General features: G+C 55.7%; 17 protein-coding genes. 10 read left to right on the top strand and 7 right to left on the bottom strand.

Annotation, left to right across the window (positions count from 1 at the left end):
• Window positions 1-8: 8 nt before the first annotated feature.
• Window positions 9-320, bottom strand: coding sequence for a hypothetical protein (locus GS612_RS15145; RefSeq protein WP_171641470.1), 312 nt, complete (start codon window positions 318-320; stop codon window positions 9-11).
• 68 nt (window positions 321-388) lie between these two features.
• On the opposite strand from GS612_RS15145, the gene GS612_RS15140 reads away from it, so the two are divergent.
• Window positions 389-1,330 carry a YcaO-like family protein gene (locus GS612_RS15140; protein WP_171641468.1) on the top strand — a complete coding sequence of 314 codons (942 nt, stop codon included), beginning with the start codon at window positions 389-391 and terminating at the stop codon, window positions 1,328-1,330.
• A 7-nt stretch (window positions 1,331-1,337) separates the two neighbouring features.
• On the opposite strand, the gene GS612_RS15135 is transcribed toward GS612_RS15140, so the two are convergent.
• From GS612_RS15135 to GS612_RS15125, 3 genes are all read right to left on the bottom strand, one after another.
• Complete coding sequence (locus tag GS612_RS15135; protein WP_171641466.1) at window positions 1,338-2,585, bottom strand: hypothetical protein; 1,248 nt, start codon at window positions 2,583-2,585, stop codon at window positions 1,338-1,340.
• A gap of 145 nt (window positions 2,586-2,730) precedes the next feature.
• Window positions 2,731-4,713 (bottom strand): hypothetical protein, encoded by a 1,983-nt coding sequence (locus GS612_RS15130; protein WP_171641464.1) that lies wholly within the window; start codon window positions 4,711-4,713, stop codon window positions 2,731-2,733.
• 784 nt (window positions 4,714-5,497) lie between these two features.
• Complete coding sequence (locus GS612_RS15125) at window positions 5,498-6,538, bottom strand: LacI family DNA-binding transcriptional regulator (RefSeq protein WP_171641462.1); 1,041 nt, start codon at window positions 6,536-6,538, stop codon at window positions 5,498-5,500.
• Between the two features lie 97 nt (window positions 6,539-6,635).
• On the opposite strand from GS612_RS15125, the gene GS612_RS15120 reads away from it, so the two are divergent.
• The 5 genes from GS612_RS15120 (at window position 6,636) to GS612_RS15100 (ending at window position 12,585) form a co-directional block, all read left to right on the top strand.
• Complete coding sequence (locus tag GS612_RS15120; RefSeq protein ID WP_171641759.1) at window positions 6,636-8,147, top strand: tripartite tricarboxylate transporter permease; 1,512 nt, start codon at window positions 6,636-6,638, stop codon at window positions 8,145-8,147.
• Window positions 8,144-8,614: a tripartite tricarboxylate transporter TctB family protein gene (locus GS612_RS15115; protein WP_171641460.1), complete on the top strand. Its 471-nt coding sequence runs from the start codon at window positions 8,144-8,146 to the stop codon at window positions 8,612-8,614. The genes GS612_RS15120 and GS612_RS15115 overlap by 4 nt, the downstream gene beginning before the upstream one ends.
• Before the next feature lie 47 nt (window positions 8,615-8,661).
• Window positions 8,662-9,624, top strand: coding sequence for a tripartite tricarboxylate transporter substrate binding protein (locus GS612_RS15110; RefSeq protein WP_171641458.1), 963 nt, complete (start codon window positions 8,662-8,664; stop codon window positions 9,622-9,624).
• 61 nt (window positions 9,625-9,685) lie between these two features.
• Complete coding sequence (locus GS612_RS15105; RefSeq protein WP_171641456.1) at window positions 9,686-11,089, top strand: aldehyde dehydrogenase family protein; 1,404 nt, start codon at window positions 9,686-9,688, stop codon at window positions 11,087-11,089.
• Window positions 11,086-12,585, top strand: coding sequence for an AMP-binding protein (locus GS612_RS15100; RefSeq protein ID WP_171641454.1), 1,500 nt, complete (start codon window positions 11,086-11,088; stop codon window positions 12,583-12,585). Before GS612_RS15105 ends, GS612_RS15100 begins: the two co-directional genes overlap by 4 nt.
• Before the next feature lie 231 nt (window positions 12,586-12,816).
• On the opposite strand, the gene GS612_RS15095 is transcribed toward GS612_RS15100, so the two are convergent.
• Window positions 12,817-13,269 (bottom strand): MarR family winged helix-turn-helix transcriptional regulator, encoded by a 453-nt coding sequence (locus GS612_RS15095; RefSeq protein WP_371809353.1) that lies wholly within the window; start codon window positions 13,267-13,269, stop codon window positions 12,817-12,819.
• A 139-nt stretch (window positions 13,270-13,408) separates the two neighbouring features.
• Between GS612_RS15095 and GS612_RS15090 the strand changes: the two genes are divergently transcribed.
• Complete coding sequence (locus GS612_RS15090) at window positions 13,409-13,777, top strand: antibiotic biosynthesis monooxygenase (RefSeq protein ID WP_171641450.1); 369 nt, start codon at window positions 13,409-13,411, stop codon at window positions 13,775-13,777.
• Between the two features lie 37 nt (window positions 13,778-13,814).
• Window positions 13,815-14,258, top strand: a complete 444-nt coding sequence (locus GS612_RS15085) for a hypothetical protein (protein WP_171641448.1) — start codon at window positions 13,815-13,817, stop codon at window positions 14,256-14,258.
• A 378-nt stretch (window positions 14,259-14,636) separates the two neighbouring features.
• Here GS612_RS15085 and GS612_RS15080 read toward each other — a convergent pair whose 3' ends face one another.
• Complete coding sequence (locus GS612_RS15080) at window positions 14,637-15,026, bottom strand: hypothetical protein (protein ID WP_253286194.1); 390 nt, start codon at window positions 15,024-15,026, stop codon at window positions 14,637-14,639.
• A 333-nt stretch (window positions 15,027-15,359) separates the two neighbouring features.
• On the opposite strand from GS612_RS15080, the gene GS612_RS15075 reads away from it, so the two are divergent.
• Window positions 15,360-15,548, top strand: a complete 189-nt coding sequence (locus GS612_RS15075; protein ID WP_171641446.1) for a hypothetical protein — start codon at window positions 15,360-15,362, stop codon at window positions 15,546-15,548.
• A 237-nt stretch (window positions 15,549-15,785) separates the two neighbouring features.
• Here the strand turns inward: GS612_RS15075 and GS612_RS15070 are convergent, their stop codons facing one another.
• Complete coding sequence (locus tag GS612_RS15070) at window positions 15,786-16,949, bottom strand: hypothetical protein (RefSeq protein WP_171641444.1); 1,164 nt, start codon at window positions 16,947-16,949, stop codon at window positions 15,786-15,788.
• A 200-nt stretch (window positions 16,950-17,149) separates the two neighbouring features.
• Between GS612_RS15070 and GS612_RS15065 the strand changes: the two genes are divergently transcribed.
• Window positions 17,150-17,681: PepSY domain-containing protein (locus GS612_RS15065; protein ID WP_216603617.1), on the top strand; the 532-nt coding region annotated here is incomplete at its 3' end.

Below are 17,681 nucleotides of genomic sequence, written 5' to 3'. Positions count from 1 at the left end.
GGTTGTCGTTAACCGCTGCATCCAAATATGACGATACCGCCCATCGCTTCATAGGCCAGTTTGCAGCACCATGACTCGTGATCGGGGTTCGGTTCCGGCTGCTTGTCACTCAGGTCCGGAACAACGATATGAACCAGATCCTTGGTGTCATAGACAAACCTGACCTCTGGATTACCACTGTCCGCAAGGATTTCTTGAATTTTGCGTTCCGCCGCGTCCTGATCATCTTGCGACCCCAGCGCACGGCCGCGCGCGGCATTCAGAACTTCGCACCCCAAGTCTTTCAACGAATAATTCGGGTTGATTGCCAAACGAGCCATGTAAAATCTCCTTCTCAAACAACAATGCCCACTTGTATACCCCGTTATATGCTTATCCGGAAATGAAAATGACCGACACGTTGATAGAACGCGCTGAAACTGCTCGGCTAATTTCCAAACCCTCGTTTGCCGAATTCCCCAAAGATGCGCCGATCCACGCGGCTTTTCGCTTGATCGAGCTGCGCGACGGAGCTCTGCCCCCCAAGGGCGGGATGGGCCATCGCGTGTCTTTCGGCACCGGCCGCACACCAAAAGAGGCGGCGCGGCTGGCCGGGTTCGAAGCGATCGAGCGCTATGCCTTGCAATACAGTGCCAAAGCACCACAAACCCGCGAAAGCCTGATTGCGTCGGATGGCGCATCCCATGTGATGCCAAACGACGCGCTTGCACTGGGTGTTCCGGGCAGTGACGGAAAGGTCACTTCGAAAGGTGCCGCGGCTGGCCCGACACATGAAGCCGCCGCGCTGTGGGCGGCGCTGGAGTGTTTGGAACACGCTCTTGGGTCGCAGAGGTTTGACCACCTGGCGCCGGACACGGTCCTGCCCCGTGATTTGACGCAGTGGCTGCACGTCCAACTGCGGCAACTGAGCCTTCACGTCCTCGAAGTTCCGGGCATCGGCCTTCTGCTGCGCGCGGTCTGCGCAGATGCGGATGGCGGCAGGCCGACCTATGGATCGGCGCTTTCCGCAAATCTGGAGCAGGGCGTCTGGCACGCAGCATCCGAGGCGGTGGTGTCCTGGCGCAACATGGTGATGCTTGATCACAACGGTGTAACGGATCACGGCATGGATGCCGAACAGGCCCGTCTGTTCCGGCTTTATCGCGGCGCGCAGAATGACCGGCCTGTTGCTCCGACGCGGTTGTTCGACACGCGGACGTGGGACAGCCCGAACCCGTCGCTGACGACGGTATTGACAGCGGCAAGCCGCGCCCTTGGTCGTCCGGTTGCGGTTTTTGACATGACCGCACCTGAAATTCCCCTGCCGGTGGTCAAAGCCGTAGCAGTTTGAGCACTGGTCAGGATCCGTCTCTGGGAAAGCGTGTCGTGTCGCCGTTGGTCTTTGCCTTGCAACGGTCCGCGAATTCCAAAAGCTGCCTGCAACGTTCGGTCTCGGGCAGGCTGCGGACAACCCGCCCCGGATCAACATGCGGAGTTTCAACAAATTCGACACGGGTGATCACGCGTGGCCTGGCGGCAAATGTGATCATCGGGCCGACCTCGATCAGGCTGGCCAGAGCATAGCCCGAGACAGGGCGCGCCGAAGGGCCTGTTCCCAGCGTGGTATCATCCAAAAACCGGGGATCGTCGTCGGCAGGCCCGAATTCAAGGCGCATGTGCATTCCCCGCGCACCGCGACTGAACCGGACCCAGCCCCGAGGCACCCTGCCCGCACCCACAAACAGTCGTGATGTATGGAATGCCTGAATATACAGCCCAAGCGGATCAGAGAATGCCATCGCCCGACCCGCTGGTGACTTGCCACATTTCCCCGCGGCCAGTTCAAGCGTATCGCTCACCAGGCGGAACCCTGCATGCCCGCAGTACAGATCCTGCCGGTTCGCGAAATCAAGAACTTCTTCAAGCCGGGCGCGCCGGTTGCTCTCGCCGTCCTTCACGAGATACGGGAAGGAAGAAAAATGCATGGTCTGGATCAGATCGGTCAAACGGTTCGTACCCTTGGCCAGAAACAGGGCATGCTGGATATTCAACGGATGTTCCGGCGGATGCGCGTGATCCCTACCCACCAGCCTTTTGTGAAAGCGGGCTGCACGCTCGGACACATCCATCGACGTCCATACCGACCGTGAGACTTCAAACAGATCCTTGCAGGAGTAGAAGCGCCCGGTCACCGATGCGACCACCGACAGGAAGTGATCGAAATCGAACACCGCCATGAACTGCCACCACTCCACAAACTCGGTAGTGGCCACAAATCGCTTCGGGCGCAGTCTGCCACTGGTATCGGGTCGCATTACCAACGTGTATTCAAGATATTCATTGTGCAGCTCAACCCTGCCGGGCCAGCCTTGGTCACACACGCGCGCCGCCAGCTCATCGCCCAGACAGTCCCGCGGTTCCCGCGGATCGGCGCGCCATCTGAACCCATTCGAAGGCTGGCCCGCCTCGATGTCACGCGGATCCATGACCAGAAACGGGCTGACGCCCTGCACGTCGAATATGTACTGAATGGTCGAATTCCACGCGGACCGGGTGGCGTCGTTCACGCCTTGATCAGCAAGTCCCGGCGATTGGAATACAGACATCAAAGAACACCGTTGGGCTTCAGAGACACTAGAATGGAAAGTCAGCGGTCGATGCCCGCAGGGTTTCAATTCCGACGGGGCGATCGCCACCGGTGACGAACAAGGAAGCATCATGGAAACCGACCTGTCATGGGGCCTGATAGCTTCATCCTGCCCACCCCGCCTGTTCGGGCAAATGACGGGTCCACCACAATTCGGGCGTACTGTTCACAATGTGGATTTCGCTACCGCAAGAACGACCGCCAACGATGTTGAGGCGATCTCCATCAAATGTTTCAAGCGACATTTTCGCGCCCCCCCGGAAATTCGCCATCTGTTCGGCCAGAATGCCCACTGCAACGCGTTCACCCATTCGGATACTGTCGAAATAGTCGCTGTAGAAATGTACCCCTGCAAAATTGCGCCCGATCGCGATATTCGCAGCCAACTTGTTCAGCTCGCCATTCAGCGTAAGTTTCGCTGCGCTGTCCTCTGGCCGCACGGAGTCAACCAGTGTCCTGCCACCCGGAGCAGGAACAAAGACGCGCTCCATACCCGCCTCTGCCAAAGATACCCGGGACCCGTCCAGCGCATGTGTTCTGAAGAACGCCTTGAGCAGCGTCGCGCACGCCCCGGCAACTGCGCCATGCGCCGCCCCGTAGGACGGTTGCATTGGCGAGCCCTCGGGATAAGCAACAGGCAACAGCAGGTTGCGATCGATTTGTGGCAGCCCCTTATGAGAAACCGCGTTGTGGGCGAACCGCTTAGTGGCCGGCGCGGCGGATATGGCTTCCACAAGACTGAAATCTTCGCAGGCGGCGCTTTCCAATTTCTCAAGATGGGCTGCGGCAAACGGTTCCGCTGCCCCAAGCACCGCGCCATGACCATTCGCCACCAGAGTTGCAACGCTGCCCAGCTTTTCAGGACGGGCGCGGTTGTGCACCTGAAAGGTCTGGCGTCGCACGGCCCGCATTGCCCTGGTCGCAGTTTCTGCCAGCATCGACAGCGCGTGCGATCCGCCCCAATGGGTCCCGCCATCCTCCGCACGGGAATTCCAGACTTCGGGCAGACCGTCATCTGCTTGAAACCCGCGGCCCAACATCAACAGGCAGGCATTGAAAAAAGCCTGATAGATCGAGTCAAAATGCACATAGGTAGCAAGGTCGCGAGGTGTTTCAATAAACTTCGGGCCACAGGCTTCAAAGACTTGTTCGCCGGTCGCGTCCGCGCCGTTCTGAACGTCCAGCCACTCGGCCCAGTCCCGCAAATAGTCCACGCCTACGGCCTGTGGGGCAACTCTTTGGTCAACCCGAAATGGACCAAACGGCATTGCCCTTGGCGCAGTTGTATTTGCCAACCACCGCCCTTGCACATGCGCCGCGTCTGACGTCAGCGGGTCGTACCCCTGCAAAAGGAACTGCGACACGTAAGGCCCGTCCGAACAGCCTTGGCCCGAGCCGCGGAACAAAGTTCGCGAAGACAGACCTTCGCCATCTCGAACCCGGCGCGCCGCCGGTACTTTCCCGATCTCGCCGCCGCTGGCATCCTTTGGGCAACCGTCTTTGCGGAACCACTCCAACCGGCCAAGGGCGCCAAGCACCTTGTCGGTTCCCTCGGCACTATCCCGAATGGTTTCGAAGGGCACATCCCGCAGACAGGCCATCGCATAGAGTTCGGCCATCTCTGCCGCCAATTCATCTGACCCAAGCCTGGGCGCCGGAGCGATACCCAAACCGCCGGCGTCCAATCCATTGAACCCCAACCGATGACCCAGGATTGGCCCTTCCCACGCACGCCATCTAAATTCACCACCCTCTGATGGCGCGGTGCGGAAGGGCCCGGAATAGGCTGGCGTGTCAAACAGCGTCAGCCTGTTTCCATGATTGTCGGTGCAGGTAGGGTCAGCCACTTCTTCCAGAAATTCGGTATAAACCTGCGCGTCGACGATACCATTTTCGTCATGCCGCAAGCCCTTCGAAAAGCTCGTGGGCCAAGTCCCGGCAAACAGGTCTGCTTCGCCGTTATGTTCTGCGGCCGCCCTGTCTCGGGCACCAATCGGCGCGCTCGAAGGACACTGATCCCGGTTCAATCCAAGATTGGGCTTTTCCAGGTCCTGCCAGCGTTCAGACGGAACGAAATGTTGCGGCATGTTGCTCTCCCGATCGACGGAAACAACGATTCGCACGACGCCGTTACCGGATCGTGACCGGTCATTCTGACAGGCTTTTTGCCCTGTTCTGAAAGAGATTGGGAATATTCGGGATAGAAAGGGCTACGATCGCGCTGGACACCAAGCCCCGCCGCCGCTTTCCGATCTTTCGAGAAATCGCAGAATCCAATGCAAAACAGGATATCTGGGGCCCAGCCATCTTCGGGCTGAATCTCCCCGAACAGAAAGATAAAGGAAGTTGGATGGCGGAGACGAAGTCAGCATAATTAAACCTACAAGCTCATGTTAAGTATATAATTTATTCAGTTCTTGATAAAAGATACCAAAATACATACCACACAAAGCCGGATACCAAGCGCGGATAGCGCAACGTGTCATGCGACAGAACGTTGGTTAAATACTTGTAACTGACACTCACGCCGGTTTTAGCAAACGACTGCTTTGAGCCCATAGCGGTCAATCGTTTGACTTTTCTTGAGCACTCCAAAAAACTCACCGCGTATCACAATTGGGCGTACTCTCGTTTATGGAGTAAGAGGAGAAAGCTGATGGAAGCAAAGGGTTCTGCACTTACTGCAGCGGCGCTTAGCCGGCATCCGACAAAAACCTTTGGATGACTGCCTCGAGCCCATTTCAACAATTGCTGCTATTTGCACGAATGTCAGGCAATCTCGGTGCAGCGGACCTTAAAAGAAGTTTGCTTGGCACCATCAGTGATCGCTCCAAGTGGCAAGCTGTGTTCGCCAAGATGTTCAGGACCGTTTCAGATGTTTGCCATTCCAGATGGAGTCGCGGTGGAATCCCGAACTAATACACTGAGTTCGTACTTTGTCGCCGTTGGACCCGTGCTTATTCCAGTAACGGCGTCCGCTATTTGCTTTGCGGCCAAAGCTCCAATTCGTTTGGCCGGGATGCGGATGGTGGAGAGTGACGGTTCGAATTCTCCCGATCCTTTGAAATCGCCAATCCCCATTATTGAAAGTTCTCCAGGCACAGCAATGCCCAAGTGTTTCGCGGCATAAAGCACGCCTTGAGCAATAATGTCGTTACCGCACAAAATGGCACTGGGGCGCGGAGACTTACCCAACAATGACAGGCTAGCGCGTTTTGAGTCCGCAATGCTGTAGGGGGCTTGCAGTCGCCATTCTGCAGGCACCTCGATCATTTTCCGCCGCAGCTCTGAAAGAGCACCGTGCAACCGATCGTGAGCTCGGTCGTTTCCAGCAAGGTCAGGAAAGACAAGGCCGATGTCGCGGTGGCCGAGATCCAACAGGTGACGCGCGGCCAAGCTGCCAGCCTCTGAATTCTGGACCCCTACGCAAGACAATCGTGCGTCGTCGGCATAGTTCCAGATTGCAACAGTTGGCACCCCCTGCTGTTCGATCAGTTGAAGGGTGGCGTCTGAGTGTTCCAGCCCGATAAGCGCCAGCCCATCGACACGGTGTTCCATCAGTTTGCGCAGCATTTTGTATTCGCGATCCAAATCGAAACCGTGAGATGCAATAAGCATCGTGAATCCGTACTGATCGAGCCCATCAGAGAAGGACTGGATCAATTCGGCAAAGATCGCGTTGTCAATTGTTGGCACGACCAGTCCGATGGTGCCACTGCGCCGCCCATGCATCACCTGCGCCGCGCGATTGCGAATATAGCCCAGTTTCTGAACCGCTCGATCGATCTTCTTGCGAGTCGCCGGTTTGAGAAGATCAGGGTGATTGAAGCTTCGTGAGACCGTCGAGATGGACACCCCTGCCGCTTTCGCAACAGCGACAATATCAGGTTTATCTTTTTGTTTTCGAGCCATTATTCACACTTTGTCGGCTAATAAATGAAAACATTTGCAAAACTATTTTCATCTCTTAGCCTGTGATGTCAACGTGAGAAAACCATCAGGTGGAACATTGGAATTCCTTTATTACTTCGGAGATGTCTTCACACCGATCTCTTTTGGCTTATTGCTTTTGGGGACGATTGGTGGGCTGATTTTGGGGGCAACCCCCGGACTATCACCGACAATGGCAGTGGCCCTTTTAATCCCCTTCACCTTCCACCTGGCACCCGTTCAGGGACTAATCCTTTTGGGAGCGGCCTATACATCCACAGTGGCAGGTGGCGCGGTCAGCGCCATTCTTCTTAAAATTCCCGGCGCACCTGCAAACATCGCCACGACGTTGGACGGTCACACCATGGCCAAGCAAGGCAAAGGGGCGCAAGCGTTGCAGCTCAGCTTCCTAGCTTCGGCAGTCGGGGGCGTGATTGGTGTTCTGCTGTTGATCTTCCTGACACCCGTTCTGGCGCAGTGGGCGCTGGCATTCGGTCCCAGTCACCTGTTCTGGCTCGCCATCCTTGGCGTCACTGTAATCGGTTCGCTGGACAGCGCTTCGGTGGTGAAGGGCCTTCTGTCCGGTTGCATCGGCCTCTGGCTTGCGACCATCGGATTTGACGACATCATGGGCGCGCAGCGGTTTATTTTTCACCCAGCATTGGGTGGCGGTATCAACATCATTGCGGCGCTCATCGGGTTGTTTGCCATTCCCCAGGTACTGACCATGTTCGCAAAAGGCCGCAAAGCAGCAAATGCTGAAGTGATCGAGGTCGAGAAACATTCGATCATGGATGCGGTGCGCGAGCTTCTGCGCCGCCCTCGCGCCCTTAGCATTGGTACCATCACAGGTTCGATCATTGGGCTTGTTCCAGGCGTCGGAGGTCAAATCGCAGGTCTTGTCGCCTATGACCAAACCAAAAAGTTCAGCCCGGAACGCGATAAATTTGGCAAGGGCCACAGTGAAGGTGTGATCGCAGCAGAAAGCGCGAACAACGCCATGGTCGGCCCAAGCCTTGTGCCACTTCTGACGCTTTCGATCCCTGGTTCACCCACGGCAGCAGTGCTGCTGGGTGGTCTGCTGATCCACGGAATTTTTCCGGGCACCGATCTCTTTGACAATCATCCGGATGTGGCGTGGACCTTTATCAACTCGATGCTGATCGGTCAGGTGCTCATGTGCATCTTCGGCCTTTATGTGGCTGGCCTTGCCGCCCGGGTTGCACAGGTGCCGCAAAGCGTCATGGCGGCCGTTGTTCTGGGGCTCGCCGTCTTCGGCAGCTACTCGGTCCAGTCCAGCATGGGCGACGTTTACGTCATGGCCGCATTGGGCGTTATGATGTACTTCCTTGAACGCTTCGGCTTCTCGGCCGCGCCGCTGGTGCTTGGCCTGATCCTTGGACCGATTGCCGAAGCAAATTTCATCCAAGGGTCAATGATTGCCGGAGCCACTGACGGGATGGCGAGCTATTTCCTGACTGGCACGCTGAACATCGTCCTAATTGCCATCGTGATTGCATCAATTGCTTATTCGGTCTGGATGGAACTTCGCAGCCGTCGCTACACCTCTAAAGAGGAGATCATGGGATGAGCCAAATCAGTCTTCCACGCATTCAACACATTGTGGCGTCCGGCATTATTGCGGCGGTCGGGATGTGGGTGGCATGGGTAAGCTATACGCAACAGCCTGCCGAAGCCTTCCTGTTTCCGCGTTTGATTTCGACCGTCTTCGTCGTCTTGGCATTGTGGACATTCGTCAAAGCGATCCTTGGTTGGACAAAGGTGGGAAATGGCGTTTCGCGCAAAGATCTCGTGTGGCTTCTGCCAGGCCTGACCATCTCGCTTGTCTACATTTTCTGGGCCGCCAAGGCGTTGGGTTTCTACACCGCGGGTACGATCACGTTCTTCTTGCTTCTCAGCTTCTACGACCCGGCGCCACATGACGAAGCCAAGACCTGGGTCAAGCGCTTGATCATCACCGCAGGGTTTCTGGCGGTGATGTACGGGCTCTTCGCCCTGCTGCTCAAAGTCTACACACCGCGAGAGATATTTTTCTGAAAAAGACCGCGCAAAGCGGCGATCAAAAATCCAAGGGAGGATCTAACATGAAACATTTACTGGCAGGCGCCGCGTTGGCGCTAATGTCCCTGACCGGTGGCATGGCCATCGCCGAGGATTACCCGGAACGCCCCATCATGATGATGGTCAGCTATGGTGCTGGCGGGGCCACCGACTTCCAGGCCCGCATTGTCACCATGACGGCAGGTAATGAAGATGCGCTTGGCATGCCCATTGCGATCATCAACAAACCCGGCGCTGGTGGGCGGGTTGGCTGGAACTGGTTTGCAACCCAGGCCGAGGCTGATGGCTATACGCTCGGGGCATACAACATTCCGCATTTCATTGCGCAGTCGATTAAGGGCGGTGTCGAATACTCGGCGGACAGCTTCGAACCGATCGCCAACTGGGGCGCTGACCCCGCGGTATTTGTGGTGGCCAAGGACAGCCCCTTCAACTCCATGGAGGACGTGGTCACCTACGCCAAGGAAAACCCCGGGAAACTGACGTTCTCTGGGGCAGGTCTGTTTGTTGGACACCACATTGCCGCCTTGCAACTTGAGAAAGAAGCAGGTGTTAAAATGGCATACATCCCGACCAAAGGCGGCGGTGCGGCAGCAATGAAAGCCGTGATAGCGGGTGACGTCATGGGCGGCGTGAATAATCTGTCAGACGCATTCCGTGCTCAGGAAGCGGGCAACGTCAGAATCCTTGGCGTGTTTGATCTGGAACGCAATGAGTTCCTGCCTGACGTCCCGACGTTAAAAGAGCAGGGCTTTGACATCGACAACGCCAGCGTGAACTTCCGCGGTGTCATGGTGCCCAAAGGCACGCCGCCAGAGGTCATCGACAAACTGGCCGCAACCGTGCCCGAGATGTTCAAGAACTCGCGTGTGGCGGGCAAAATGAAAGCAGGCGGTTCGCCCATGCACATCATGACCCGTGAAGAGGTTCAGGAAATGTGGGCTGCACGTCAGGAAACTCTGAAAGAGCTTCTGGCAGGTCTTTAACGAGTGGCAGAGTACTGGATGGGGCGACACGAGCCCTATCCTCTTCCATAGGAATTTCGCGATGAATGCACATGATGATTTTGCTCAATTGAGCACGGTTGTGGCGCGAGCCCGCGCCGCGCAGAAAGCTTACGAGACGGGTGCCGACCAAAGGCGCTATGACCGCGCTGCCGAAGCTGCCGCTTGGGCGATTATGGAGCCTTCTCGCAATCGGGCTTTGGCCGAACTTGCGGTCGAGACAACTGGGCTTGGCAATGTGCCCGACAAGATCATTAAGAACCATCGCAAGACACTTGGCTTGATGCGCGACATCAAGGGCGTGAAAACGCACGGGATTATCAGCAACGACGCCTCCACTGGCATCACCGAAATCGCGCGCCCCATCGGGGTGGTGGGCGCTGTGGTGCCCTCAACCAACCCTGCAGCCACGCCTGCCAACAACATCATTAACGCATTGAAGTGTGGCAACGCGGTGGTTGTTGCCCCTTCGCCCAAAGGTATGGCCAGCTGCGAGTTGCTTTTGTCCAACATTCATGCCGAATTTGACAAGCTGGGGCTGAATCATGATCTTGTTCAGATGGTCTCCGCGCCCGGCTCCAAGGCTAAAACTCAGGCCATGATGGAGCTGTGCGACAGGGTGATTTGCACAGGCAGCCAGAACAATGTCCATCGTGCCCAGACCTGCGGTACACCCGCTGTGGCCGTGGGCGCAGGCAACGTTACGGTTATCGTTGACGAGACCGCCGACCTGAAGGCTGCTGCTCAAAAAATTACCGCTTCCAAGACGTTCGACAACGCAACTTCTTGTTCGTCTGAAAACTCGATGATCGTTGTGGACGCGATCTATGAGGATTTCATTGCGGCGCTCGCCAATGAAGGTGGGGCGCTGGTGGAAGACGAAGCTCAGATTGTTTCGAAGCTTTGGCCCGACGGCCATCTGAACCGAGAGGTCATCGCGCAGGATGCCGACAAGATGATTGCGGCGTTAGGTCTGTCTGATCAGGTGCCCGAAGACACAAAGTTCCTTGCGGTCGAAACTAAAGGCATCGGCCCGGATCATCCGCTGTCCGGCGAAAAGCTAAGCCGCGTTGCCGCGCTTTACCGCGCGAAGGACTACGAGGACGCGCGAGCCATCGCGGCGCGCATTCTGGACTATCAAGGGGCAGGGCATTCCATCGGCATTCACACCGCAGATGACGCGCGTGCGGTGGCATTGGGTGCCTTGATGCCAACCTGCCGTGTCATCGTCAATCAGGCGCACACTTTCGCGACCGGTGGCTCATTCAACAACGGCATGCCCTTCTCGCTTTCGATGGGATGCGGCAGTTGGGGGGGCAATGCAATTGATGAGAACCTGCATTGGAAGCACTTCATCCAAACCACCAAGATCGTTCGGGAAATTCCACCCATCGAACCCACCGTCGAAGACATCTTCGGAGACTACTGGGCGGATGCAGGGGAATGAAGGTGGATGATCATACGCCGCCAAACGGCACCGTCCGCGACTGGCTAGATGACCGGGCAAGCACCGACGGTGATCGCGACGCCTATTTGTTTTTTGACGGCGAGCCTGCGCTGACCTGGTCGGATTTGCAGAGCAAAGCAAAACAACTTGCGCAACAATTGACGGCGTTGGGACTGAATAAAGGGACGAGCGTCGCTATCCTGCAGCCAAACGGTCGCGAGGCAATCGAATGCCTTTACGGAGTGCTTTACGGCGGGTTCCGTGCGACGGTGATCAACCTCGTCGCGGGAGACGAAGCTATAGGATATGCGCTGGATCACTGCGAAGCGCGCATTGCACTTGTCGGCGAGACACAGGTCAATTTGTTCGAAAGGGTGAGCCCGACGAGAATGTCTCGGCTCACAGAAGCCGGTGACAACAAAGCCCCGGTATTGCACCGGCTTGAGCCAGCAGACGACGCACTGCTAATGTACACATCGGGGACAACAGGACGCCCCAAAGGTGTCGTGCACAGCCACGCGAGCTTGTTGGCAGGCGGTTGGACACCAACCGTGGCCCACAGGTTGACGCCAAGCGATCGCGGTCTCTGCGTATTGCCAATTTACCACATCAACGGCTTGTGCGTAACGGTCATAAGCGCATTGGTCTCTGGCGGATCATTGGCGGTGGCCGAGAAGTTTTCAACCAGCAAGTTTTGGGACCAGTGCGAAGAGGCGAAGGCGACATGGTTCTCTGTCGTGCCGACAATCATCTCGCACCTGCTCCACTCTGACATAACCCCGGCATCCGACACCCGGGATCGGTTACGCTTCGGCCGTTCAGCGTCATCCCCGCTTGCACCCGATGTGCAAACTGCATTCGAAGCCCGTTTCGAAGTGCCGATTGTTGAAACCATGGGCCTAACCGAAACCGCCGCTCAGATACTATCGAACCCATTGCCGCCGGGTATTCGCAAAATTGGCTCACCGGGCAAGGCGTTTGGCAATGAGGCATGCATCCTGTCGCCTGATCTGACTCCTCTACCACCTCATCTGCAAGGCGAGATCGCTGTGCGTGGACCAAATGTTATGCGCGAGTATCTCAAGAACCCCGACGCAACCGGCGAAACCTTCACCTCGGAAGGGTGGCTTCGAACAGGTGATTTGGGCCATATCGACAACGACGGGTATTTCTTTGTCACCGGTCGACTGAAGGAACTGATTATCAAGGGCGGGGAAAACATTGCCCCTCGTGAAATCGACGAAGCACTGTATTCGCATCCTGACGTAATTGAAGCCGCCGCTTTTGCTCGCCCGTGCGAAACTTATGGTGAACGTGTGGAGGCGGCCGTTAAATTGTGTGATGGCTCCACGTTGTCGTCCGAACAACTTGTCGAGATTTGTGTCCAAAGGCTCGGCGCGTTCAAATCTCCAGACACGGTTTATTTACTGGAAGAGTTGCCGAAAGGCCCATCAGGTAAGATCCAAAGGATCAAACTGCCTGAGATGACGCGGTGAGGGTTGAATTCTCGACATAATTAAGCATCGAATAGAACGAGTTGTGATGAGGCGCGCACAACTCATTTCAACCCGCCGCCGTTCGGGACTATGAGGGCGGTCTGCGAAAGTTAGCTGACATTCGGACAGACGTGCGAACAACAGCTATGCCCACAATGCAGACGGTCAGCTGAATCGAGCGAATGACCGCACCGAGCCCAAGAACGTCCGATGCTGCACTCTGTACGAGTGTCAGCTTTGGGTCGAACTCTGATCTTGTCGCGTTGAGGTTTCTTCGAGGCGTGCCTTGAGACGACCAACAACATTTTGCGCTGTCGCAATATCATCTGGCGACAGGCCTTCCGAGAGTTCATTGACCCATGGGATTTGCTTCGCAATTGCGGCTTCGTACAACTCCTGCCCCTTTTGCGTCAGAGCAACAAGATGCGCACGTTTGTGGTGCGGGTTTGGCCGAAACTCCACGATGCCTTCTTTGCTCAATTCATTGATGATCCGTTGTATGCCCTGCCGGTGAACACCCATCGTCCGTGCATGCCAGGCAACGGATTCCGGCCGATCCGAATAAGCAATCGCGCCAAGGATTTGCCATCGGGCACTTGTCAGACCGAGTTCTGTTACGAGGCGATCGCCGGCAAGCTGCAATCGACCGTTCAACCGAAACACATCCAGTATCAGCGCTGTCACGGCTTCTCCTTCTTCAGTCCTTCGCGCATCCGGCATGTCGATTCCTCATTTCATTTGACAACGTGTTGTCATTATGTTTGATACTTCCTAAATATGACAACATGACACCAAAACGAAGCTACTTTCAAGGAGCACCGAAATGGTAAGTTTCAAACCCCTCGACCCGGAGTTTCCCATTGAACGGCAATTGGACATCGACGCTGGACCTGTCGTTCTCGTCAATCTCTTCACAGTCGATCTCGTTGACCAAGTCGCCTTGGTAGAAGCTTGGAAGTGCGATGCCCAATGGATGAAGAAGCAACCGGGTTACATCAGCACCCAACTGCACAAAGCCGTTGGCGACGGCAGCATGTACCTGAACTACGCGGTCTGGGAGTCTGTTGCGGACTTCCGCGCCGCGTTTTCCAACCCCGAGTTTCAGCAGCAGCTCAGCCACTATCCTTCAAGCGCTGTGACCGCACCCCACCTGTTCGAGAAGGTTGCGGTGCTGAATTGCTGTACGGCCTGACGTAATCCTTTCCAAAAGCCAATTTGAGTGAACCGCTATGAAAACAAAGATTCACGCCATCGCGGGCGGCATCGGCTTTGTGATGATCCTCCTCTTCTGGACGTCAACGGCCACCAGCGAACTCTTTGCGAGCCATGAAACAGTCGCGACCGTCAAGGCATTGATCCTGAAAGGCATGTTCATCCTCATCCCGGCAATGGCGATTGCTGGCGGATCGGGCATGGCAATGGGTCGGAAACGCAAAGATGCACTGACGACAGCAAAGAAGACCCGTATGCCGATCATTGCGCTCAACGGCTTGCTGATCCTCGTACCTGCCGCCTGGTTTCTTGCAGGCAAAGCCGCCGCTGGCGAATTCGACAGCACCTTTTACACGGTTCAGGTGATTGAACTAGTCGCCGGGGCGGCCAACCTAACGATGATGGGACTTAACATTCGTGATGGCTTGCGAATGACCGGCAAAATTCGAAGGCCTCGCTGAAAGCTCGATTCTAGTCCAAGCGTTGGCCAGATTGCCGACATTCGAGCAAACGCAGCGAACTAGTGCTATGTCCGCAGACCAGACATTCAAATGGTCTCTTTGCATCGCAATGCAGCTAGCGGCGGCTTCCTGCGCATCTGGTGAATTCGCTGAAGCCTAGAACCTAGAACTGCGGCACATGATCGGAAAGCGGGCTGCGACGACAGACTTGTGAGGGAACATTCAAAGTAGGCTCTGGACCTTCCCTAATGACGTTACAGGGTAAGATTAACGGTGATGCTGCTTCGCCTATGACGGCCTCGAAAAGCCCAAACTCCCGTGCTTCACCTACAACCCAAAGGCGTCAATCCGAGCAGTGATTGATCGTAAAGTATGCAATCAATTAAGAACATCGACCACTGCCCCTATTAGGTTCAGCACCTCGTGTGTCTCCCGGTTCACTTGGTAAACATAGTCTCCGGCACGCACATAGTAGCCGTTTCGCCGCAGGCCATATCGGCTAGGATTGTCGATGCGAACATACCCATTGTAGATGAAATCCCCGACTCGGTATCGTTTAGCTTGGCCGGGCGGAACGCACGGCACTGCTTTCTTGGCCAAACCCGGAGGACAGTTACCTGCTTTTGATTTCACGAAAACAGGCTGCAGTGCATTGTGCGACCCGATACTCTGTCCAAAATCAAGAGACTGGATGTCAAAACTCGCACCCGCAAAGGGCCCGGCCTGCATAGTGAACACCGTCGCCGTGATTGCCAAAGCCGTTTTCATCTTTTCCGCCTCCTTTAACTGATCTTTCCAATTATGATCATCTTCGGGATTTGACCAATGCATCGGCGGAGACTGGCTTACTGCCGAAGTCTTCTGCTGTGAAGCTATGGTTCGCTTGGCACAACATTCTCATCTAACGACCTTAGAAACCGTCAAGTTGGAATGGGGCAATTGAAGTGGCGCCCGGCCAGGCCAATCCTTTGTTCTTATTTCGTAAACAACATTAACCGAACATGAACAGTGTATTCTCATTAGGTTCAAACAACTTTGCGCATACTGACCAAGTTGGATCGAACGAGACGTATATCGTTTGACGGAAACAAGGGGAACAAAATGGTCAAACCTGCCTTTGTGACTGAAGATCGCAGCACTGAAATTGCGATGCGGACCTCTAGCAAATCTGCTGAAGAGCGCCTGCAAACCGCGATGAATTCGAGCAATAGCCGCTTCCCTCCTATCGAAAATGCACTGACAGAGATCACAAAAAACAAGCGGCTATCCGAGGCTCACCAAAACGTCTGAAGGCAATTCGGCGGCCCCCCCGACAATTCTCGACTTTCGCCCTAAACATCTGAATTGTAACAGGAACCCGTCCCAGCTTGGGGCGGGGTTTTCTTGTTGCGCATCGCAATCATCAAGAGCTTGCGCCTATCAGGCCGACTGAATCTACCTTCCAACTTAGTATCCGAAAGGCTTATCGACGCTCCAGCTTTCAGTTCGTCCTGAAGTGGAGACTGGCGATTGCCGAGAAGCCTCAGGTCAAAGCCCCAGCAGCGCTTTAACCTGTTCCTCAACTGCATCCGTAACAGGCTTGTTGGCAGCGGCTTCCAGTGCCTCACGTTCGGCCAGATCTTGCTCTTCGACAAGTTCAGTTAGCTCTTCCACCTCTTCAACGGCTTCATTGTATTCAATGGCTGCCTGTCTTTCGTCATTCAGAGTCTGGGCTTCATCAATCGAAGCATCTAATTCGGCTTGGGCCTCTTCTAGCTGCGCTTCGATATCCGGATCACTACCGCCCGCATCCTCCAAAGCTTGTTCAAGTTCTGCGACCGTATCCTGGTTGGTTTGTACCTCACCTACTGCGACTTCCAAGTCATCCTCGATTTCTTGAACTGTCCGCTCTGGTTCTTCCAGCCCTTCAAGAAACTCCAACTGTTCTTCCAGTTCCTCCCGCAAAGGCTCTCCGGCCAGCACTGTGTCTCGGTACGTGGCAATTCTGCCAACCCGCGAATTGGGTGCTGCATTGGCCAGGGCCGTTGGGCTTGCATTGGCGGCGTTCAGTGCGCCCAACTCAGAGGGATCTGCACCAAGCAGCGCAGCCATACGATTGCCTTTTGCCCGGGCAACTGGGCGCTTGGACTCTTTTAAAATCACATTCTGGCGAACCGTTCTTTGCGCCTTGGTCTTTTGCGTTTGAAGGGTTGTCGTAGCAACCCTTGAGTTGGTTGCTGTATTGCGAGCTTTGCCTTTCCCGTTGAACAGATTTTTCAGAGAAAACCCTCCGCCTTTTTTGGTACCAGACCGAGCAGACTGCGATTTTGTTTTCCCCTGTCCGAATATCCCGGCCTTGGCCCCGCTACGGCTTTTGTCGGCCCCTTTCCCACGGCCACCATTCCCAGCCGAGCTTTTGTCTCCGCGATCTCCCTGGGCGCCGTTGCCATTCCCACCGCCGTTTCCATTGCCACCGCCGTTGCCATTCCCACCGCCATTACCGTTACCACCGCCGTTGCCGCCGCCATTACCGTTACCACCACCGTTTCCGCCGCCATTGCCGTTTCCACCGCCATTGCCGCTACCGTTACCGTTGCCCGGCTTGGCATAAGCAAAATCAGGAGCTGCGACGGTGGCTACAATGGCCGTGGACCCCAACAAGGCAATCGCGATCGTCGAAGCTTTCAGCAGTCCGCACTTGGTGGTTTTCATTTTCAATCTCCTCAAAACCTCCAGCAATGGCAATCAGCGCGCTGAGGTTGACCACGGTGTTTCGGCAGTCTGACTCGCAGTCGAATCAAAACCGTTGCCACTGATTTAACTTTAGGTCGCTTGAACGCAGGGCTAACTGCTTGTTCATCATCGGTTCATGTCTGGCCTAGTAGTCTTCGATGAAGGTGTTTGAGGGTGTTATGCAGGCCAAAACGTTTTTTCTGGTTGCAGCTTTGCTGACTGTCTTGTCTGGTGGGCAAGCGGCGGCAGATGCACGCGAACTCAAACAGTCTGAACTGCGCATGGCGACGTTGTCAGGCAGTGCGATACGGCTGAACCGTGTGATCAAAGGCGTGAAAAAAGCATACGGCGGAACACCTGTTGATGCGCGCGCATTCAAAACAGACAAGATTTACTATCGTATCCTGGTCAAAAAGCCGGGCGGGAAAATCGTCAGCGTGATCGTGAACGCCGAAACCGGCACAGTCGTCTCGAACCGCTCAAGTACGGGGCGCGAGATTTCTGAAGCCGCACGCAATTCAACCAAATCCAAAAGCAACAACGCTCAGAGTGCCTCTACCACTCGTGGAAACAGTGCAGGCCGAAGCAATGCTGGCGGCAATGGTAACGGCAACGGCGGTGGCAACGGTGGCGGCAACGGTGGTGGCAACGGTGGCGGCAACGGTGGCGGCAATGGCGGTGGCAACGGTGGCGGCAATGGCGGTGGCAACG

Origin of the sequence: Ruegeria sp. HKCCD6157, from assembly GCF_013110685.1 — a bacterium.
GTDB lineage: Bacteria > Pseudomonadota > Alphaproteobacteria > Rhodobacterales > Rhodobacteraceae > Ruegeria.
Note: the sequence above shows the minus strand (reverse complement) of the source record. Positions and strands in the feature narration are given on the sequence as shown.

What these genes read in the sequence shown, in the direction of transcription:
- GS612_RS15085 (WP_171641448.1), top strand. Translation starts at nt 13,815, where the DNA reads ATGAAAACAAAGATTCACGCCATCGCGGGCGGCATCGGCTTTGTGATG.
- GS612_RS15105 (WP_171641456.1), top strand. Translation starts at nt 9,686, where the DNA reads ATGAATGCACATGATGATTTTGCTCAATTGAGCACGGTTGTGGCGCGA.
- GS612_RS15145 (WP_171641470.1), bottom strand. Translation starts at nt 320, where the DNA reads ATGGCTCGTTTGGCAATCAACCCGAATTATTCGTTGAAAGACTTGGGG.
- GS612_RS15070 (WP_171641444.1), bottom strand. Translation starts at nt 16,949, where the DNA reads ATGAAAACCACCAAGTGCGGACTGCTGAAAGCTTCGACGATCGCGATT.
- GS612_RS15100 (WP_171641454.1), top strand. Translation starts at nt 11,086, where the DNA reads ATGAAGGTGGATGATCATACGCCGCCAAACGGCACCGTCCGCGACTGG.
- GS612_RS15140 (WP_171641468.1), top strand. Translation starts at nt 389, where the DNA reads ATGACCGACACGTTGATAGAACGCGCTGAAACTGCTCGGCTAATTTCC.
- GS612_RS15135 (WP_171641466.1), bottom strand. Translation starts at nt 2,585, where the DNA reads ATGTCTGTATTCCAATCGCCGGGACTTGCTGATCAAGGCGTGAACGAC.
- GS612_RS15130 (WP_171641464.1), bottom strand. Translation starts at nt 4,713, where the DNA reads ATGCCGCAACATTTCGTTCCGTCTGAACGCTGGCAGGACCTGGAAAAG.
- GS612_RS15090 (WP_171641450.1), top strand. Translation starts at nt 13,409, where the DNA reads ATGGTAAGTTTCAAACCCCTCGACCCGGAGTTTCCCATTGAACGGCAA.
- GS612_RS15110 (WP_171641458.1), top strand. Translation starts at nt 8,662, where the DNA reads ATGAAACATTTACTGGCAGGCGCCGCGTTGGCGCTAATGTCCCTGACC.
- GS612_RS15115 (WP_171641460.1), top strand. Translation starts at nt 8,144, where the DNA reads ATGAGCCAAATCAGTCTTCCACGCATTCAACACATTGTGGCGTCCGGC.
- GS612_RS15080 (WP_253286194.1), bottom strand. Translation starts at nt 15,026, where the DNA reads ATGAAAACGGCTTTGGCAATCACGGCGACGGTGTTCACTATGCAGGCC.
- GS612_RS15075 (WP_171641446.1), top strand. Translation starts at nt 15,360, where the DNA reads ATGGTCAAACCTGCCTTTGTGACTGAAGATCGCAGCACTGAAATTGCG.
- GS612_RS15125 (WP_171641462.1), bottom strand. Translation starts at nt 6,538, where the DNA reads ATGGCTCGAAAACAAAAAGATAAACCTGATATTGTCGCTGTTGCGAAA.